The organism is Bacteroidota bacterium, assembly GCA_016195025.1.
Lineage (GTDB): Bacteria > Bacteroidota > Bacteroidia > Palsa-948 > Palsa-948 > Palsa-948.
Genome location: JACQAL010000004.1, coordinates 42,454 through 60,584 on the forward strand (window position 1 = coordinate 42,454; position 18,131 = coordinate 60,584).

Here is an 18,131-nt window from a genome sequence, read left to right on the forward strand (position 1 = left end):
TAATGTCAATCATTTTCGCCTACATCACGTGTAAAAACAAATCCGAAGCAAAAAAAATCGGAAGCGCGTTAGTAAAAGAGCGTTTATGCGCCTGCGTGAATATTTTTCAGGAGATGAATTCCATCTATTGGTGGAAGGGAAAAATAGAAGAAGCAAACGAAGCGGTGCTCATTGCCAAGACAACAAAAACTTTATTCAAAAAACTTTCAACAAGAGTGAAAGAACTTCATAGTTACGAATGCCCGTGCATTCTGGAGATTGAAATTACCGATGGGAATAAAGAATATGTGAAGTGGCTGTTTTCAAATACCAAATCACAAAAAACAAATTCCAACAGGACTTACGCAGAAGTTTAGTGAGTATTGTCATTTCGACCAGAGGGAGAAATCTCCTATGTTTGGCACAAAGGAGATTCCTCGCTTCGCTCGGAATGACACCGTTTTGCGTAAGTCAAATTTCAAATCTGAAAATCCAAATTCAAAACGTTTGGAATTTCGAATTTGAAGTTTGGAGATTATTTGTTATTTGGAATTTGTATTTTGGAATTTTCCCTATTGTTTATCGCCAGCAACCCGAACGACAGAAGCCCGAACAACAGCACCACCACCGTTTGCGCCAGCCACACCACCCATCCGAAGGCAACTCCCATAGCAGTAGAGTATCCCCAGAAAAGCATTATCTGCAAAACAATCCACTGGTAAGCGCCAATTCCTCCGGGCGTGGCAATCACGCCTAAACTTCCGAAGGTCATAATCAAAAGCGAATCGCCCAGCGTAAGCGATTTGGTTTCGCTGAAAGCAAACACGCACACATATACCGTGAGCAGGTACATAAACCAGATGAATGCCGAATGGAAAATAAACAGCAGCGGGTTTTTTACCAGCGCCACCGAGCGGATTCCATCGAGAAAACCCAGCAGCAGCCCGCGTATTTTTTGCGCGAGGGGGTTTTGAAGAATCTTTTTCCGGAAAAGAAAAAGTAAGAAGAGAAGAAGAAGAACCCCGCCCGTTAAAACGAGCAGTAGAATTTTATTTTCAAGAAGCGAATGCAGTTTCAGTTTCAGCGGAGAAAAAATATTCTGAGAAATGTAATCGTGCATGCGCTCATAGCCCACCCAGATGCTGATGCCGAAAAGAATGACCAGCGAAATCAAATCAACCACCCGTTCTGAAATTACGGTGCCGAACGATTGCGTGAGCGGAATTTTTTCGTAGCGTTTCAAAATTCCGCAGCGCAGCACTTCTCCGAGCCGCGGCAGCGCCAGGTTGCCCATGTAGCCAATCATCACCGCATAAAAAGTGGTGCTGAGTTTCGGAGAGAGATTCAAAGGCGCCAGCAGCATTTTCCACCGCATGGCGCGGCTGATGTGCGATACAATTCCAATCAGCATGGCAAGCGCAATCCAGAAATAATTGGCTTCTGCAAGCGATTTTTTGATTTGCGTTTTGTCTTCTTCCGTAAGGTCTTTCACCGCCAGCCAAATCAGAAGAATGCCGAGCGAAAGGAAAACGAGAAACTTAATGGCGGTGAGGAGGTATTTTTTCAAAAGAAATATCAGTTTATTGTTTTTAGTTAAAGGTTTTAGTTCTGTGGTTGATGGTTAGGGTCAAAACTATAACTAAAACCAAAAACCATTTAACCATAACTAAAAACTAATGAACTATAAACTGTTATTTTATTTTGTTGGATTGATTCGGATAAACCAAACTCGGTTTGAATTTTTTTGCTTCTTCAAAATCCATGGCGGCATAGCCGAGCACAATCACTTCATCACCTATGGCAAACTTCAAAGCAGCCGGACCATTCATGCAAATGATTCCCGAACCTCTTGCGCCTTTGATTACATAGGTAATGATTCGCTCCCCGTTGCGGTAATTCAGCACGTGTACCTGCTCGTTGACAGTCAGGTTGGCGGCATCCATCAAATCTTCGTCAATGGTAATGCTTCCCACGTAATTCAAATCGGCTTCGGTAACGCGCGCGCGGTGAATTTTTGATTTCAGAATTTGTATTTCCATAAAAATTAGTGGCGCGAAGGTAAATAAATAAACCCTGTGCGATACTGGTTCCCATTAATATGCAGAAACACCCGAAAAATGATGATAGGTAAGCGAGTGAAGTATGGAGTAATCTGACTTTACTCCATACCAAAGCGAGTGATGTATGACGATAAGCCCCTGAAGTATGACGGTAAATGGGTGAAGTATGGAGGTAAGCGAGTGATGTACATCGGTAAGCGGCTGAAGTATGGAGGTAAGCGAGTGATGTACATCGGTAAGCGGCTGAAGTATGGAGATAAGCCCCTGATGTATGACGATAAGCCGGTGAAGTACATCGGTAAGCCGGTGAAGTATATCGGTAACCCGGTGAACGATGACGGTAACTCAGCGAACGGTTACGAAAAAGCCCTGCCCGCCCTGCCTGTCCGGCAGGCAGGCATCGTTTTTTTTGTTTAGCCTGTCCGGCAGGCAGGCATCGTTTGTTTTGTTTCGTGATGACAGGCAGGGCTGCTCCATGACGGTCAAACAGCAGGCGGCAGCGGATGCGGATTGGGCGATGGCGATGGAGGGTTTACGCCCGTTCTTGAAATGAAAGACACCACCGTGCTCCAGTTGCTCTGCCCGCGGGCGTTCATTACCGAAATACGAATGAACACTTCCTGCCCGCTGGAATCTTTCAGCAAAAACTTTTCTTCCGCTTCTAAAAACTTCAACATTTCGCAAAGCCGATTTGTTTCAGTATAAAGAGAGGGAAAGAGGGAGAGTTTTCAGAAAGGAATATTATCAATCAACCGCACACTTCCCATTTTAACCGCAATGCATGCCTGCAATCCTTCCGGAGCCGACAGGCGCGCATGGTGAAATTCTTCGTTTGATAAAGGGTGAAGCGTTCCGGCATTTACAACTTCAAAGTATTCTAATTTCATAAAGCGGCTGGAGTTGATTTGGTCTTCCACCCATGTTCGTATTTGCACAAGCGTGCCCCCGGTGGCTTTTGTTCCCAGCAATGTTTTATAAATGAGCGGAGCATTTTTTCTTTCTTCAGGCGTCAACACCCTGTTGCGCGAACTAATGGCAAGCCCGTCTTCTTCGCGAACGGTGGGGCAGCCGGTTATTTCAACAGGAATCTTCAGCATTTTCACCATGTGTTTTATAATTGCTAACTGCTGAAAATCTTTTTCTCCGAAATACGCCTTGCGCGGCTGAATAATACCGAAGAGTTTTTTCACTGCCGTGCAAACCCCCTGAAAATGCCCCGGGCGGTGAGCGCCTTCCATGAATAAATCAAGCCCGCCCAAATCAAAAAAAGATTCCGGATGTTCCGAAGGCAGCATTGGATTTTTGCCATACATCTCTTCCACCGAAGGAGCAAAAAGCATGTTGCATCCGGCCGCTTTCAACTTCTCACTATCCGTTTCAAGGGTGCGCGGATAGTTTTCAAGATCTTTTTTATCGTTGAACTGAAGCGGGTTTACAAAAATGCTTGCCACAGCAATATCATTTTCTTTTTTGCATCTTTCCAGAAGTGAAATATGTCCCTGGTGCAAAGCCCCCATGGTGGGCACAAAGCCAATAGTTTTTTCCTCTTTTCTGCGGAAATTCAAATAATTTTTAGTATCTTGTATGGTTGTACAAACATTCATAAGAAATTTTCAATGCGCGCCAAAACTACTTTAAATATTTGTTCAGTTGTAAAAATTTTATTAGTATCTTTGGGCTCGTTTTAATGAAAACCTATCCTCTTAAAAAAATCTTATCAACTAAATATATCCTATGAAAAAAGCCAGAATGTTATTCGTGTCGCAGGAGATTACTCCTTACGTAGAAGAAAGTCAGGCAAGCATTATCAGCCGCCAACTCCCGCAGGGAATCCTGGAAGCAGGAAAAGAAATACGCACCTTCATGCCGCGCTACGGAATTATCAATGAGCGCAGGCATCAGTTGCACGAAGTAATCCGCCTCTCGGGCATGAATCTTATCATAAATGATTTTGACCATCCGCTCATTATCAAGGTGGCTTCCATTCCTGCTGCGCGCATGCAGGTTTATTTTATTGACAACGAAGATTATTTCAGCCGCAAGGCAATGGTAACCGATAAGAACGGAAGCATTTTCCCCGATACCGATGAACGTATTATTTTTTTCTGCCGCGGAGTGATTGAGACCTCGCGCAAACTCGGATGGGCTCCGCACATTGTGCACTGCTCCGGCTGGATGACTTCGCTGGTGCCCATGTATCTGAAAAAATCATTTGCCGATGACCCGCTCTTTGCAGAAACAAGAATTGTATATTCTATCTTTGATGATGAATTCAAAGGAACATTGAATAAGGAATTAGCCGGCAAAGCATTCTTCGAAGGAATCGGCAAAGAAGATGTGAAGCATTTGAAAGTCCCCAATTATTCCGCCTTGATTAAAACTGCCATTGATTTTTCCGATGCTATAATTAAAGTGGTGGACAAAGCCAATCCGGAAATTGAAAAATACCTGAAGAAGTGCGGTAAGCCCGTGCTCGAACATCCGGGAGAGGACTATATTGATATGTATAACGATTTTTACGATGCAGTTCTGGAAGAGGAACCTGCTATGGCTTGAAAGAGCCATTCATCAAATAAATAAATATTCGTAACGTTGTCCCCCGATAAATTTTATCGGGGGATATTTTTTTATGGGAACATTCAGTAAATGCATTTTCTTTTTTCTTCTGCTCGGATTTATTTCCTGCAAAAAGAAAACTCCCGAAGATATCGGGCTTCCGCTTCTTCCCAGCGGAGATTTGCTGAACGCGCAGTTTACCGATACCGCAACTCTTATTGCGCATACCGTGAAAGACGATTCGCTCAATACAACAAATCTTTCGACTGTTCTTTTGGGAAACATGAATGACCCTGTATTCAGTATAACAAAAGCATCACTGCTTTCACAGTTTTCTCTCTCCGCCACCAGTCCTGATTTCGGAACAAACCCGCAACTGGATTCAGCGGTTCTATCATTGGTTTATGTTGTGTCTGGAACAGCCATTCAGCATTACGGAAACCTGACTGCACAGAAATTTGATGTGTATGAATTATCGCAAACACTCAGCAGCAACACGGATTATTATTCCAATGTTTCGGTGCAGAATTATTTTTATTCCACCCAGATAATCGGCAGCGCTGTCATTGCTCCGGCAGTGAACGCAGATTCTGTTTCCGTTGACACGCTGAAGTTTCCCGCTCACCTGAGAATAAAACTCAGCAAGGGAATGTTTCAGCATTTCCTGGATGACCCATCGTATACTTCTGCTTACAACAGCAACACAAATTTTCAAACTGCGTTCAAAGGAATTTACCTGCTCTCCTCTACCCTGCCCGCTTCAAACCAGGGAGCTATTTTATATCTGAGCCCTTCCGATAATTTTTCACGCCTCACGCTTTACTATCATAATGATTCTGCCGATTCGCTCTACTATTATTTCGGAATGAAATCAGAGTGCGCGCGCTTTTCGCATTTCGAACATGATTATTCAGGCACAACAGATATTCAGCAGCAGTTAAATTCTTCCGCTTCCGTTCAGGAAGACAAAGTTTTTGTTCAGCCGATGGCGGGAGTGCGCGCAAAAATTTCCATGCCTTACATTATGGATTTCTTCAGGAATAAAAAAGTTGCCGTCAATAAAGCTGAGTTGATTTTGCCGGTTGAACCTTCATTGATTGATACCGTTTATCCTACGGTTTCAAAGTTAGTGGCAACAATTGCCGACAGCGCAAAAGGTCCCATTATCATGCCCGATTATTTTGAAGGCGCCACTTATTTCGGAGGCGATTACGATGCAACAAATAAAGTTTACAAGTTTAATATTGCGCGCTACATTCAGCAGGTGCTGAACGGCACCCGAAAAAATCAGGGGCTTTATCTTCTTGCCAATGCCCGCCCCACCACTGCCAACCGGATTGTGCTTTTGGGAGGAAACAAAGCGCTGGCGAATAAAATGCGCCTGAAAATTACGTATACGCCTTTGCAATAAGTGATGGTATAATTTCTGATGTATCAGAAGTAACCATAATTTTCTTTTCATGAAAAAATCAGTTGCTCTTTCCATAATTTTTTCCTGCATCTTTATCAGCGCTTTTGCCGATAATGTTCTTTCCCTCACCAATCCGAAAACAAATCAATCGGATATTTTCCGCAAGGGTTCGTATGTTGTGTTCGGAATAAAAGCGGATAAATCGGTTCACGAAGGTTTCATACGGGAAATTACAGATTCATCTTTGGTGTTTGACAACTCGCAGGTTTCGCTTTCGCAAATTGACATACTTGCCGGAAATACGCGCGAGCGGATACGCGCAGAAAAAACAGCCGAGACAGTAGCCGCTGTGCTGATTGTGGGAGGAATTACTGCGCTGTGCGTGGCATCGGCATTTACGTTTCAGCCGAACTATCATTTTCATCATCACGCAGACTTTTATCCGCATGTGTGGATAAATTTAGGATACGCAATTAACTGGAATACGCTGCCCGTTGACCGCTCCGTGCATCTGAGAAATTACGGCAACTGGTCTGCTGCCATTGTAAAAGAAGAACTGCCTGAAACAAAAAGTGAAAAAGATTCTCCTAAACCTGAAAAGCAAAAGAAAAAGAAAAACAAAACAGGAGACGAAGTATACGGAAATTAATTATTCCACAGCGTTTTCTTTTGCTGTAATCGCGTCAACAATTTTTTTCTGAGCATCCAGTTCGCCTTTCTTTTTTTCCTGGTCCGTTTTATTTTTCGCCAAATCATCCTGCGCTTCTTTAATGCGCTTGTTGTAGTCCTCAATCTTCGCTTTATAATCCTCAACATTTGAATTCAGTTTTTTCTGCTGCTTTTCCAAGTCATGCTGGTCGTCTTCGAGCGAGTTAAAAATCTTTTCTGCTGCTTTACGTTTGCCGGCAATTGCATCTTTGGTGGTTTTGACAGCAAAATCATTTACAATTTTTTTTGCTTCGTTGAATTTATCTTTGCTGGCGGAAGAACTCAGAAATGCTCCGCCCAAATCAAACGCAACGGTAAGTTTTGTTTCATCGTCTTTCACTTTTTCCGCTTTCGCATACACATCAATTGTGTTGTTGCCGTTGATTTCAGAAATCACCGCGTTATCGGCAAACACCTCGTCTTTCATAGATACTTTTGCGCGATAATCCTTCATCAGCGATTTCCATTTGCTTTCCACGTCATCGGGCGCAGCATCGTACACACTCACCACAAAAGCCGGATTTTTTCCTCCGCCAATTCGTTCGGTTGATTCCGTGACTTTAATATTTATTTTCTGTGCGGAAGCGGCAGTAATTGCACCGATTAAAAAAGTGATTGCACCGGCTAAAAAAATATTTTTCATGATGATTGAATTTAATTGCCAAAGATAAAATTTCATTTGAGATTTCAAAGAACAAATTCAATGCCTGAATAAAGTTTATTTTTGAGCATGGTTTTTATTGATACGCATACCCATCTCTTCGCTGAAGAATTTAATGCTGACCGAACGGAAATGATTCAGCGCGCAATTTCTGCGGGCGTACAAAAAATGTTTCTGCCTAATATTGATGCGTCTTCCCTTGCTTCCCTGCTGAAACTGAAAGAGCAGTTTCCAGAAAATTGTTTTGCCATGATGGGTTTGCATCCGGGTTCGGTGAAGGAAAATTATCCGGAGGAATTAAAAATTGTAGAAGATTGGCTGAGCAAAAGAAAATTTATTGCGGTCGGAGAAATCGGGATGGATTATTACTGGGATAAAACTTTTATTCCCCAGCAGAAAGATGCTTTCTCACAACAAATTGACCGGGCTAAAAAACTGAATCTCCCGATTGTAATTCACCAGCGTGAATGTTTTGACGATGCGTTTGAAATTGTTCAATCGAAAAATGACAAAACTCTGCGCGGAATTTTTCATTGCTTCACCGGCACGTTGGAAGAAGCAAATAAAATTATTTCGCTTGGAAATTTTAAAATGGGAATAGGCGGAGTTATCACCTATAAAAAATCAACTTTGCCGGAGGTGCTGAGGCAAATTGATTTGAAACATATCGTTCTCGAAACCGATTCGCCCTATCTTGCTCCTGCGCCTTATCGCGGAAAAAGAAATGAAAGTTCCTATTTACCTATTATTGCCAATAAAATTGCGGAGATAAAAGAAATTTCTTTGGAAGAAGTTGCAGCAGTTACAACAAAAAATGCAGAAGAAATATTCAGCCGCTAATTTCACGAATTGATACAAATAACCCGAATGAGAAAAAAAAATAAAAATAAAAAAGTCCATCAACCATCAACCATCAACCATCAACCATCGTATCGGTGGGCTTACATTTTTCTTTTCCTTCTCGCCTGCGGGCTTTACATCAACACGCTCAATCATGAATTTGCTTTTGACGACTCGGTTGTCATCACCGGAAATAAATATACCAAGGAAGGTTTCGCAGGAATAAAAACGCTCGCCACCAAAGATTTGTTCTATGGAATTTACGGCAACGCGCTTGACCTGGAAGGCGGGCGGTGGAGGCCTTTAACTTTAATCATGTTCGCCATCGAATATCATTTCTTTGGCGACAATGCACATCCGTATCACTTCATAAATATTCTTCTCTATGGAATTACTGCAATGGTTTTATTTATGACGCTCGGAGAAATTTTCCCGAAGAATAAATTACTTGCTTTTCTTGCCACACTTTTATTTATCGCTCATCCCATCCACACGGAAGTTGTGGCAAACATCAAGAGCCGGGATGAAATTGTTTCGTTTCTTTTTCTTTGCCTGACACTTTTTTTTCTTTTTCGTTACGCACGCATCTCTCCCCCTAACGGGGGGAGCAGGAGGGGGGCTCTTATTTTCTACGGAGCGCTTTGCTATTTCACCGCACTTCTTTCAAAAGAAAACGGAATCACTTTCATCGCCATTATTCCGCTGGCGCTGTTTTGCTTTGCAGGAAAAAATAGTAAGCAAAGTTTACTGCTCTCCATTCCATTTTTTATTACAGCAGGAATTTATCTTGCTCTGCGAACTCATTTTGTCGGCATGATTGGCGACCGCGTGAGCAATGATTTAACCGATAACCCTTTCATGAAAGTAAATTTTCCTGCTCTGCCCATGCAAATTCCTTTCCCGGAAAAGTTCGCCACCGTTTGCTGGATTCTTCTGAAGTATCTCCTGCTCCTGATTTTTCCTCATCCGCTCACTTCCGATTATGCGTTCAATGAAATTCCCGCTATCAGTTTATCAAACCCGAAAGCAATCATTTCCATTTTAATTTATGCCGGATTATTTTTTTACGCAGTGAAAATTTTAATTGCAAAGTTTAAAGCCCCAAGTTTAGAAGCATCAACCATCAGCCCTGCCTTGCCGGCAGGCAGGCATCAACCATTAACCATTAACCATATTTTCTCCTTTGCCATTCTCTTTCACATTATAACCATTTCCATCGTTTCAAATTTATTTTTCCTGATTGGCACAAATATGGGCGAACGGTTTGCTTATATAACTTCTTTGGGATTTTGCCTTGCGCTTGCTGCCGTTCTGCTGCGAATTACGAACATAACGAATTACGAATTACGAAAAGATATTTTCAGAAATACAAAACTGATGATTCCTCTTGCACTAATTATTATTCCATATTCGATAAAAACAATTTCACGCAATCCTGTCTGGAAAAATAATGAAGCGCTTTTCACTGCCGATGTAAAAACCAGCACCAACAGCGCCAACGCGCATTACTATTTTGCAAACACTGTTTTCACTTCTCACATGGAAGATGCGCCTTCGCCCAAGCGCGATTCCATTTTTGCGCTGGCGAAAAAAGAATTTACAAGAGCCATGCAAATAAATCCGTACTTCCATTATTGCTATTACAATATCGGGCTCATCTGGGAAAAAAGCGGAGCGCCCGATTCTGCCATTGCTTACCAGCAAAAAGTTATTTCGCTCAAGCCGGAAAACACCATGGCGCAGTACATGGCAAAGGGCGCGCTGGGTTTGGTATATGGAAAATTAAAAGGCGATGTGGACAAAGCAATTCCCCTGCTGAAAGAAGCGCTTGCCAACAAACCCGATGACGAAGGGTATCACGAAAATTTAGGAATATGCTACGCAATGAAAAAGGACTATGACAATTCAATCAATGAATTTGAGAAAGCGCTGAAACTAAAATCAGAATTCAAAAAAGAAGATGCGCGCATATTCATGAACCTTGCCCTGAGTTGGCAGAACAAAGGCAATAAAGAAAAAGCCGGTGAGAATTTTCAGAAAGCATTTCAACTGGACCCTTCGCTGAAGAAATAAGTTATTTGCTGATTATAATTTTTCTTACTGCTGTTCCCTCTTTGGTTTTGAGTTGAAGGAAATAGATTCCGCTTGGGGCATTCAAATCAATATTAAAAGTTTCGTGTTCAAAGTTTAAGGTTTTAATTTTTTTCCCAAATACATTGAAAACCTCTGCCTTTCCAACATTGAACTTTAAACATTGAACTGTAAATATTCCATCAGGCGAGGGATTCGGATACACATTAATAACACCTTCTTGCGTAAGTTCATTAATACCGTTTGAAAAACAAAGCGTGGTTTCAACTCCACCGCTGCTGGTTTGCGTGGCGGGATTTCCCATCACTCCTCCCGATGAAACCTGCGTGGCAGGAGTTGTTACAATAGTATTGGGTGTGGTTACTATGGGGAAAGAGGTTGTTTGATTACAAGCAGTATTACCATTTAAATCTGTTCTTACACAATACATATCTACAAATCCTGGTCCAAAAGTCCACGAAGAACCAACGATAATGTATCCATCACTTAGTTGTTCAAATGACCGACCAATATCCCCATTCGTACCACCAAAAGTTTTTGACCATTGTAAAACTCCATCTGAAGAAGTCTTCATTAAACCAATGTCAAATGCACCAGAACCAAAACTAGTATTGCCTGCAATAATAAATCCTCCATCGGTAGTTTGCTTTATTGCATATCCTTCACCATTCTGATAACTTTTTGACCACTGTAAATTTCCATTAGAATATGTTTTGATTAAATAAATATTATTGCCCGCACTAAAACTATTTGTTTCACCAATAATAATATATCCTCCGTCATTTGTTTCCTGCACTGACGATCCAACATCATCACCTGTGCCGCCAAAAGTTTTCGACCATTGTAAAGTACCATCTGAAGCTGCTTTTACAAGATAAATATCACTTTTCCCAGCTCCAAAACTATACGTCCTTCCGCTAAGAATAAATCCCCCATCATTAGTTTGCGACATGTAAAAAACATCTTCACTCCATGTTCCTCCGTAAGTTTTTGTCCACTGCAGATTGCCATCCGAATAAGTTTTTATTAAATAAAAATGATTGTTGATTCCAGAACCTGCTACTATGTATCCTCCATCATTTGTTTGATGAACAGAATATCCTAAATCATTACCCGTTCCTCCATAAGTTTTTGACCATTGCAAATTACCAATTGAATCAATTTTTATTAAATAAGCATCGCTTTTTCCAGCACCAAAACTTTCTGTTGAGCCACTCACAATAAATCCGCCATCAGCAGTTTTTTTGATATCATAACCTCTATCTTCATTTCCTCCACCAAACGTTTTAGTCCATTTTAAAACACCATTTGAATCAGTTTTGAGAATTCCAATATCATGTGTGCCACCTGCGCCAAAACTTGTTGTTCCACAAATAATAAAACCACTATCACTAGTTTGTAGAACAGTGCTCGCCCAATCACTTGCTAAACTACCATAAGTTTTTTGAAATTTAACTTGCGCTTCTGTTTCATCCGCAACAATGAAAAGAAAAAGGAAAGGAAAAAGAATTTTCATTCATAAATATATTTTACAAACGTCTTATTTAACCATCCCCATTCGCTACTTCTTCCCCGGCTTTGCTTTCAGGTTGCCGGTAAAAGAATACTCAATGGTCTTTCCTTTTTTGGTGGTGATTACGGCAGTGCCTTCAATGCTCTCACCGCTCACGGTGCCATCCCATTTCACTTCATCGCCATCGGGGTTTTTGCTGGAAGATTGAAACGTGGCATCCTTGCTGGATGAAGAAGAATCAACCGAAACAGTATAAGCCGCAGCGGGAAGTTTATTCTCTGAAGTCATGAACTTCGAATTCAACTTCTCTCCTTTGAAACTGATTTCATCGGCAATGGGTTTGGGTTTTTTGGCGCTGGTTTCGGTGAATTCAACGGTGAAAACTTTATTCACCAGCACTTTGTCTTTTTCTTTTTTGGGCGCGGCTTCTTTTTTCTGCGCAAAAGAAGCAATGCTTGCAAAGGCAAGCGCGGCAACGATTAAAATTTTTGTTTTCATATTGAGTAGGATTTTTAGGTGGCGGAATTGTTTTACTCAAATGTAAAAAAAATTATATTTGTATTCTTCATTAATTATCATCCGATGAAAAAATTCTACTTTCTTCTTATCTGTCTTTCTCCTTTTTTCGGAAAGGCAACTGTAATCACCGTGAGCAATGCCGCCAACAGTCCGGGGCAATTCACCAATCTTCAAACGGCAATTAACAGCGCGGCAGTGGGCGATACGCTTTACGTGCACGGGGGCGGAACTTCCTACGGAAACATCAACATCAAGAAACGCCTCACGCTCATTGGCACGGGGCATAATCCGCAAAAGGCAAATCCTGCGGTGGCGCAGTTCGGCATTGTGCAGCTCGATTCGCTTTCGAATGCTTCGGGCGCATCGGGAACAAAAATAATCGGCTTCAAACTGAACGAAGTGCTCGGCTATTCGGGCGGAACAAAAAATGTTCTGGTGAGCCGGAATTATTTCACTTCTTCGAGCGCGGCAAAAATTAATGTTACCGGCAGCGGCTGGACGATTGAAAATAATATTATCAATCCCACTTCGGTAACGGTGAACAACAAAGCGAACATTGTGATTCGAAATAATATTTTCAACGCGAGCACCATCACCATTTCCACCTCCTCCACTGTTGTAATCACAAACAATATTTTTTTCCAGACCTCCACCGCGAGCGCATTCACCAACGTGAGCAACGCGCTTATCACGAATAATATTTTCAGCGGCTCCACTCCGCACGGAACCAATGTGAATGCGAATGTGTTTGACAACAACATCACCTACCAAACCGCGAATGACAGCATTCCGTTCGGCACAAATACCGGCACCGGAAATTTTATTTCGCAGAATCCGCAGTATGTGAATGCGCCTTCGAATACATTTAATTACTCCTATGATTATTCGCTGGCGGCAACTTCTCCGGGAAAAAATGCGGGCACAGACGGAACCGACATCGGAGTGTTTGGCGGGCCCAGCCCTTCCCCGATTTAACCGGTTCTCCTGCCATTCCGCAGATTAAATCAATGACTATTCTGAACCCCATGATTCCGGTGGGAGATAGTTTGCACGTGATTCTGAAAGCGAAAAAACAGAATTAAGTTTTCATTACTCATTATTCAAAAAAGAAGAATGAAAAAAACTTTCTCTATATTATTTATTGCGTTTGCATTCTGGATTATTTCTTCTGCTGGTTTGTTTTCGCAGTCAATTGATTCTGCCGAATATTTTTTTGATGCCGACCCGGGAGTAACGAAAGGATTTCCGCTCAGCATTACGCCCGGAGATTCTTTGCTCGACAGTGTGTATATAAATGTAAACGGATTGAATGCGGTTTCCATTCAGTTTTTTTCCGCTTCCGCGATACGAATGGCGTATGGAGTTTATACGAAGGCGACCGGTTTTATATTTACGATACGCTCGCTGCCGTTGCAAAGTTTGATTCATTGCAGGGAGAATATTTTTTCGATGCCGACCCGGGAGTGAAAAACGGATTTGCTTATTCCAATTCTCCTGCTGATTCTATTTACGACACGCTTTTCATTTCCACTGCCGGCTTGAATTCCTGCTTCCATACTATTTTCTTCCGCGCGAAAGACAGCAATAACATCTGGAGTTTATACGAAGGCGGAAGTTTTTATTTATCCGACACAGTGCTGCAAACAAACACGTCTTCTTACTTCCTTGCCGCAGGAGAATATTTTTACGATGCCGACCCGGGAATCGGAAAAGGAATTCCGCTTCCGGCTTTTTCTCCGGCTGACAGCATTCTGCTCACCGATTCTTTGCCTACTGCTCCGCTCACTGCGGGCATGCATCATTTATTTCTCCGCGTACGCGACAGCATGAACGTTTGGAGTTTGTACGAAGGACAAGCGTTTGTCATCTGCAATTTTATTCCGGTTGCCGATTTTTCTGCCGACACGGTTTGCCAGAATTCTCCTATGAGTTTCACCGACCTTTCTTCGAATCTTGATACCACTGCAAATTATACTTACTCATGGGATTTTAACAGCGATGGAATCACAGATGACACAACGAAAGGAAACACCACGCATATTTTTTCTACTCCGGGAACGCACACCGTAACACTCATTGTAAATAATACAAGCGGCTGCATTGACACGGTGAAAAAAGTTGTGCTCGTAGATTCGCTTCCAATAGTTACACTGGTTCTGCCGGTTGACACGCTTTGCAAACTTGATACGCTGGTTCTTTCGGGCGGAAATCCTGCCGGAGGAATTTATTCCGGTCCCGGAGTTTATAGCGGAATTTTTTATACCGACAGCACTTCCACGGGAAATAAAATTATCACCTACACGTATACCAACAGCGATTCATGCACCGCATCGGCAACGGCAATCATTCACGTGAATCCGTGCACGGGCATCAATGAGTTGAACGTTTCAGGTTTCGGGTTTCAGGTATATCCTAATCCATCGGGCGGAATATTCAGCATTCAATGCTCAATGTTTAAAGATGTGCAGATAAAAATTTCTGATGCGATTGGGAAAATTATTCTTGAAAAGAAATTAAATTCAGAAAAGGAAATAGTAAATATGAGCGAAGTGCCGGCCGGAATTTATTTCTTAAAACTTTTCTCCGAAGGGAAAGTTCTTGGTACAGGAAAATTAATCATCACCGATTAAACGAACCGTTCACCCTTTTTCAGTTTCACATCATTTACAAAATCGCGGATACGCTGCTCGTCCTGCTTTTTGCAAATCAGAATTATATCGTCCGATTCCACAATGATATAATCCTGCAAGCCCTCAATCACCGCCAGTTTATCTTTCGAAATATGAACGATGCAGTTTTTGCTGTCATACATCATTACATTTTTCCCCACAATTGCATTTTGTTTTTCATCCTTGTTACTATGATTGTAAAGCGAGCCGTACGTTCCCAAATCGCTCCAGCCGATTAAGGAAGAGCGCACGTAAACATTATCGGCTTTTTCAAGAACTCCATAGTCAATGGAAATATTTTTGCATGCGGCATACGCATTTTTAATTCCTTCTTCTTCTTTTGAAGAAGTATATTTCACGGCTGAAAAAGTTTCTGCTATTTCAGGAAGATATTTTTCAAATGCTTTCACAATGCTTTTTGCCGACCAGATAAAAATTCCCGCGTTCCACAAAAAATCTCCGCTCTGCAGAAAAAATTTTGCCATCTCGCTGTCGGGTTTCTCCGTAAATGTTTTTACTTTTTTAATCCGCATGTCTTTTTCTTTCACGGGAGATTCTATAAATTGAATGTAGCCGTAACCGGTATCGGGCCTCGTAGGGCGAATGCCCAGCGTAATCAAACAATCTTCTGCCTTCGCCTTGCGGAAACAGGATTTGATTGCCTTCACAAAAGTATTTTCCTTCGTGATAAGATGGTCGGAAGGGGCAGCAACCATGATTGCTTTTTTATTCTTCGAAAAAATTTTGTACGAAGCGTAGGCAATGCAGGGCGCAGTATTTTTTCGCGCGGGCTCGCAAAGAAGATTTTCAAATTTCAGCCCGGGAAGTTGCTCCAGTACAAGCGCGCGATAAGAATCATTTGTAACGACAAAAATATTTTCCTTCGGGCAAACGGGAAGAAAACGTTCAAAGGTTTGCTGCAATAAAGTTTTTCCTGTTCCGAGTATATCAATGAACTGTTTGGGATGCGCGGTGCGGCTCATGGGCCAGAACCGGCTGCCGATTCCGCCTGCCATGATTACGCAGTAATTATTGTTCATTTCCGAAAACTATTCTTCTTAAGAAAGTTTCTTCAGCGCATTTCTAAGATTGGAAATAATTCCATCCACATCTTCCGGCTTGCACGTGCCAACCGATAAGCGATACCAGTTTGATTCTTCCGAAGCGCCAAATGCATAAAAAGGAACCAACGCTACTTTCGCTTCATCCAAAATATATTTTGTAACATCTTTTGTGGTTGCAAGAATTTTTCCATCGGAAGTTTTTTGTCCGTGCAACGCAAACTGTACCGCAAGATAAATTGCCGCCTGCGGAGCAATGGAATCTACTTTGAATCCTTCTTTTTTCAAACTCTGAAAGCCTTTATGAAAATTTACAAGGCGCTCATTAATATTTTTTCTGATTTCAAAAAGATATTTATCCACAGCCGAATCATTCATTAAATATCTCGCAGTTGCCATTTGTTCCGGCCGCGGAGCCCACGCGCCCACATGACCGAGCATGGATTTCATTTTATCAATAATTTTTTTCGGACCCATTCCCCATCCAACTCTTACTCCGGTGGAAGCAAACGCTTTTGAAATTCCATCAACGAAAATTGTGTAGTCCTTCATTTCAGGGCGAAGTGAAACCGGGTCGAAATGTTTTGTATTTCCCAAAGTGAGCGTCCAGTAAATCTGGTCGTACATTAAATAGAGCGGCTTGGTTCCGATTTCCCTGCGGGAATTTTCTTCGAGAATCAAATCGCAGATTTCCGCGAGTGATTCTTTTGTGAGCGTTGTACCCGTTGGATTCAAAGGAGAACAAAGTGAAATCAACGTTGCGTTCTTAACATGTTTTTTCAAATCATTTGCCGAAGGCATGAAATTGTTTTCCGGTTTTGTTTCAATCAGAATTGGTTTTGCAGAAGACAAGTGAACGTAATGATTATTATTCCACGAAGGCACCGGGAAAATCACCGTATCACCCGGGTCAAGAATGGTTTTGTAAATCGCATAAATAATCGGGCGCGCACCGCAGGCAATAATTACATTTTCAGTTTTAAAATTGAAACCGTGCAGGCGGTTCAGGAAATGGCAAACTGCATTGCGCAACTCTGGAACTCCTTCTGCGGGCGGATAATTTGTTTCATCGCTTTGATACGCAGAAATAATTTCTTTCTTCAGTTCATCTGGAATCGGAAAAATTTTGGAATTGAAATCTCCAATGGTGAGGTTGTATATTTTTTCTCCTTTCTTAATCTTATCATTTACTTCCCATGCAAGTTTGATAATTTCAGAGCCGATGAGATTTTCCGCAATGTCGGAAACAATAAGTTCTTTTTCGAGCGTAGAAGTTGCATTCATAAAACAGATTGGTTATGTATTGCTAAAATAGAAATTATTCCCTTGCACCTCCATAGATTTTCTCCTATGAAAATTACGATATTAATATAACTTTACAGAGCGCGTGAATCAGGTATGCGCGTTTTGTATGCGCATGGATGCAATTGAAACGGGTTCGCCTTTTTTCTCCTTTGATGTAAATTTCTTTTGAGAATTTATTTTTTGAATGCACAATTCGGAAAGAAGAGCCAATGGCAACTCGCTCGAGCGTTAAAAAATTTTTGCCATCATATTTATCAAGTACGCGTGTAAGTTTTATGTCGGAGCAACTTGCCGCAGCAGGGCTGAACATATGAGTTTTCAGCGCTGAATAAATATCATCTGGAAAAAGTTTTTCCTCTTCGGAAAGAGTTGAATTCATAATCAAAAAATGATTCAGCAGTTTGCTGTATTCGGCTTTCCATTCTTTTCCATGCGCAAAAACTTTTCCTTTGTATTTATCCCACGTAATAAGATGCGCGATTTCATGCACAAGTGTTACAAAAAAAGAATATTTATTCAAATCATGATTAACCGTGATGACATGATTTCTCCCGTTATGCGGAGGCATGTGGTCGCCCACTTTTGACGCGCGCGATTTTTTTATTTTGAGTTTGAAATTATATTTGTAAATCCACTCCGCAATAATGTCAACGGATTTTTCGGGAATATATTTTCGAAGAATGAATTTATTACGCTCCCGTTGATTCATAGGATTCTAATATACGAATTGTACCAATGAAACAAATACGGCTAATGCG

General features: G+C 41.6%; 20 protein-coding genes. 10 read left to right on the forward strand and 10 right to left on the reverse strand.

The features are described 5' to 3' along the window. Positions 1-2: 2 nt before the first annotated feature. A complete protein-coding gene (locus tag HY063_00650; protein MBI3500280.1) occupies positions 3-356 on the forward strand; it encodes a divalent-cation tolerance protein CutA in 354 nt (117 codons plus the stop codon). 158 nt (positions 357-514) lie between these two features. Here HY063_00650 and HY063_00655 read toward each other — a convergent pair whose 3' ends face one another. Continuing rightward, positions 515-1,546: a flippase-like domain-containing protein gene (locus HY063_00655; GenBank protein MBI3500281.1), complete on the reverse strand. Its 1,032-nt coding sequence runs from the start codon at positions 1,544-1,546 to the stop codon at positions 515-517. Positions 1,547-1,670: 124 nt separating this feature from the next. After that, on the reverse strand, positions 1,671-2,018 hold the full coding sequence (locus tag HY063_00660; GenBank protein MBI3500282.1) for an aspartate 1-decarboxylase: 348 nt from the start codon (positions 2,016-2,018) through the stop codon (positions 1,671-1,673). A 201-nt stretch (positions 2,019-2,219) separates the two neighbouring features. Here HY063_00660 and HY063_00665 point away from each other — a divergent pair, with 201 nt between their 5' ends. Further along, positions 2,220-2,456: a hypothetical protein gene (locus HY063_00665; GenBank protein MBI3500283.1), complete on the forward strand. Its 237-nt coding sequence runs from the start codon at positions 2,220-2,222 to the stop codon at positions 2,454-2,456. A gap of 65 nt (positions 2,457-2,521) precedes the next feature. On the opposite strand, the gene HY063_00670 is transcribed toward HY063_00665, so the two are convergent. Both HY063_00670 and HY063_00675 read right to left on the reverse strand, forming a co-directional pair. Further along, positions 2,522-2,716, reverse strand: a complete 195-nt coding sequence (locus tag HY063_00670; protein ID MBI3500284.1) for a hypothetical protein — start codon at positions 2,714-2,716, stop codon at positions 2,522-2,524. 51 nt (positions 2,717-2,767) lie between these two features. Continuing rightward, entirely contained in the window at positions 2,768-3,643 is an 876-nt protein-coding gene (locus tag HY063_00675) for a pantoate--beta-alanine ligase (GenBank protein ID MBI3500285.1), read from the reverse strand. Positions 3,644-3,773: 130 nt separating this feature from the next. Here HY063_00675 and HY063_00680 point away from each other — a divergent pair, with 130 nt between their 5' ends. The 3 genes from HY063_00680 (at position 3,774) to HY063_00690 (ending at position 6,655) form a co-directional block, all read left to right on the forward strand. Continuing rightward, positions 3,774-4,595 carry a glycogen/starch synthase gene (locus HY063_00680; GenBank protein MBI3500286.1) on the forward strand — a complete coding sequence of 274 codons (822 nt, stop codon included), beginning with the start codon at positions 3,774-3,776 and terminating at the stop codon, positions 4,593-4,595. A gap of 73 nt (positions 4,596-4,668) precedes the next feature. Then, complete coding sequence (locus HY063_00685; GenBank protein MBI3500287.1) at positions 4,669-6,006, forward strand: DUF4270 domain-containing protein; 1,338 nt, start codon at positions 4,669-4,671, stop codon at positions 6,004-6,006. Positions 6,007-6,055: 49 nt separating this feature from the next. Continuing rightward, complete coding sequence (locus HY063_00690) at positions 6,056-6,655, forward strand: hypothetical protein (protein MBI3500288.1); 600 nt, start codon at positions 6,056-6,058, stop codon at positions 6,653-6,655. On the opposite strand, the gene HY063_00695 is transcribed toward HY063_00690, so the two are convergent. Further along, a complete protein-coding gene (locus HY063_00695; GenBank protein ID MBI3500289.1) occupies positions 6,656-7,357 on the reverse strand; it encodes a hypothetical protein in 702 nt (233 codons plus the stop codon). Between the two features lie 87 nt (positions 7,358-7,444). On the opposite strand from HY063_00695, the gene HY063_00700 reads away from it, so the two are divergent. Together HY063_00700 and HY063_00705 are read left to right on the forward strand one after the other, a co-directional pair. After that, on the forward strand, positions 7,445-8,215 hold the full coding sequence (locus HY063_00700; protein ID MBI3500290.1) for a TatD family hydrolase: 771 nt from the start codon (positions 7,445-7,447) through the stop codon (positions 8,213-8,215). 27 nt (positions 8,216-8,242) lie between these two features. Then, positions 8,243-10,288, forward strand: a complete 2,046-nt coding sequence (locus HY063_00705; protein MBI3500291.1) for a DUF1736 domain-containing protein — start codon at positions 8,243-8,245, stop codon at positions 10,286-10,288. Position 10,289: 1 nt separating this feature from the next. Here HY063_00705 and HY063_00710 read toward each other — a convergent pair whose 3' ends face one another. Then, positions 10,290-11,822 carry a T9SS type A sorting domain-containing protein gene (locus tag HY063_00710; protein MBI3500292.1) on the reverse strand — a complete coding sequence of 511 codons (1,533 nt, stop codon included), beginning with the start codon at positions 11,820-11,822 and terminating at the stop codon, positions 10,290-10,292. A 45-nt stretch (positions 11,823-11,867) separates the two neighbouring features. Continuing rightward, complete coding sequence (locus HY063_00715) at positions 11,868-12,317, reverse strand: hypothetical protein (GenBank protein ID MBI3500293.1); 450 nt, start codon at positions 12,315-12,317, stop codon at positions 11,868-11,870. Between the two features lie 84 nt (positions 12,318-12,401). On the opposite strand from HY063_00715, the gene HY063_00720 reads away from it, so the two are divergent. From HY063_00720 to HY063_00730, 3 genes are all read left to right on the forward strand, one after another. Then, complete coding sequence (locus tag HY063_00720; protein MBI3500294.1) at positions 12,402-13,313, forward strand: hypothetical protein; 912 nt, start codon at positions 12,402-12,404, stop codon at positions 13,311-13,313. A 138-nt stretch (positions 13,314-13,451) separates the two neighbouring features. Then, positions 13,452-13,805, forward strand: a complete 354-nt coding sequence (locus HY063_00725; GenBank protein ID MBI3500295.1) for a hypothetical protein — start codon at positions 13,452-13,454, stop codon at positions 13,803-13,805. Beyond that, entirely contained in the window at positions 13,766-14,968 is a 1,203-nt protein-coding gene (locus HY063_00730) for a PKD domain-containing protein (GenBank protein ID MBI3500296.1), read from the forward strand. The genes HY063_00725 and HY063_00730 overlap by 40 nt, the downstream gene beginning before the upstream one ends. Here the strand turns inward: HY063_00730 and HY063_00735 are convergent. From HY063_00735 to HY063_00745, 3 genes are all read right to left on the reverse strand, one after another. Continuing rightward, positions 14,965-16,047 (reverse strand): mannose-1-phosphate guanylyltransferase, encoded by a 1,083-nt coding sequence (locus HY063_00735; GenBank protein MBI3500297.1) that lies wholly within the window; start codon positions 16,045-16,047, stop codon positions 14,965-14,967. The two genes, HY063_00730 and HY063_00735, sit on opposite strands and share 4 nt — an antisense overlap. 18 nt (positions 16,048-16,065) lie before the next feature. Continuing rightward, positions 16,066-17,352 carry an aminotransferase class I/II-fold pyridoxal phosphate-dependent enzyme gene (locus HY063_00740; GenBank protein ID MBI3500298.1) on the reverse strand — a complete coding sequence of 429 codons (1,287 nt, stop codon included), beginning with the start codon at positions 17,350-17,352 and terminating at the stop codon, positions 16,066-16,068. 73 nt (positions 17,353-17,425) lie between these two features. After that, positions 17,426-18,082: a sprT domain-containing protein gene (locus HY063_00745; GenBank protein ID MBI3500299.1), complete on the reverse strand. Its 657-nt coding sequence runs from the start codon at positions 18,080-18,082 to the stop codon at positions 17,426-17,428. Between the last annotated feature and the right edge of the window lie 49 nt (positions 18,083-18,131).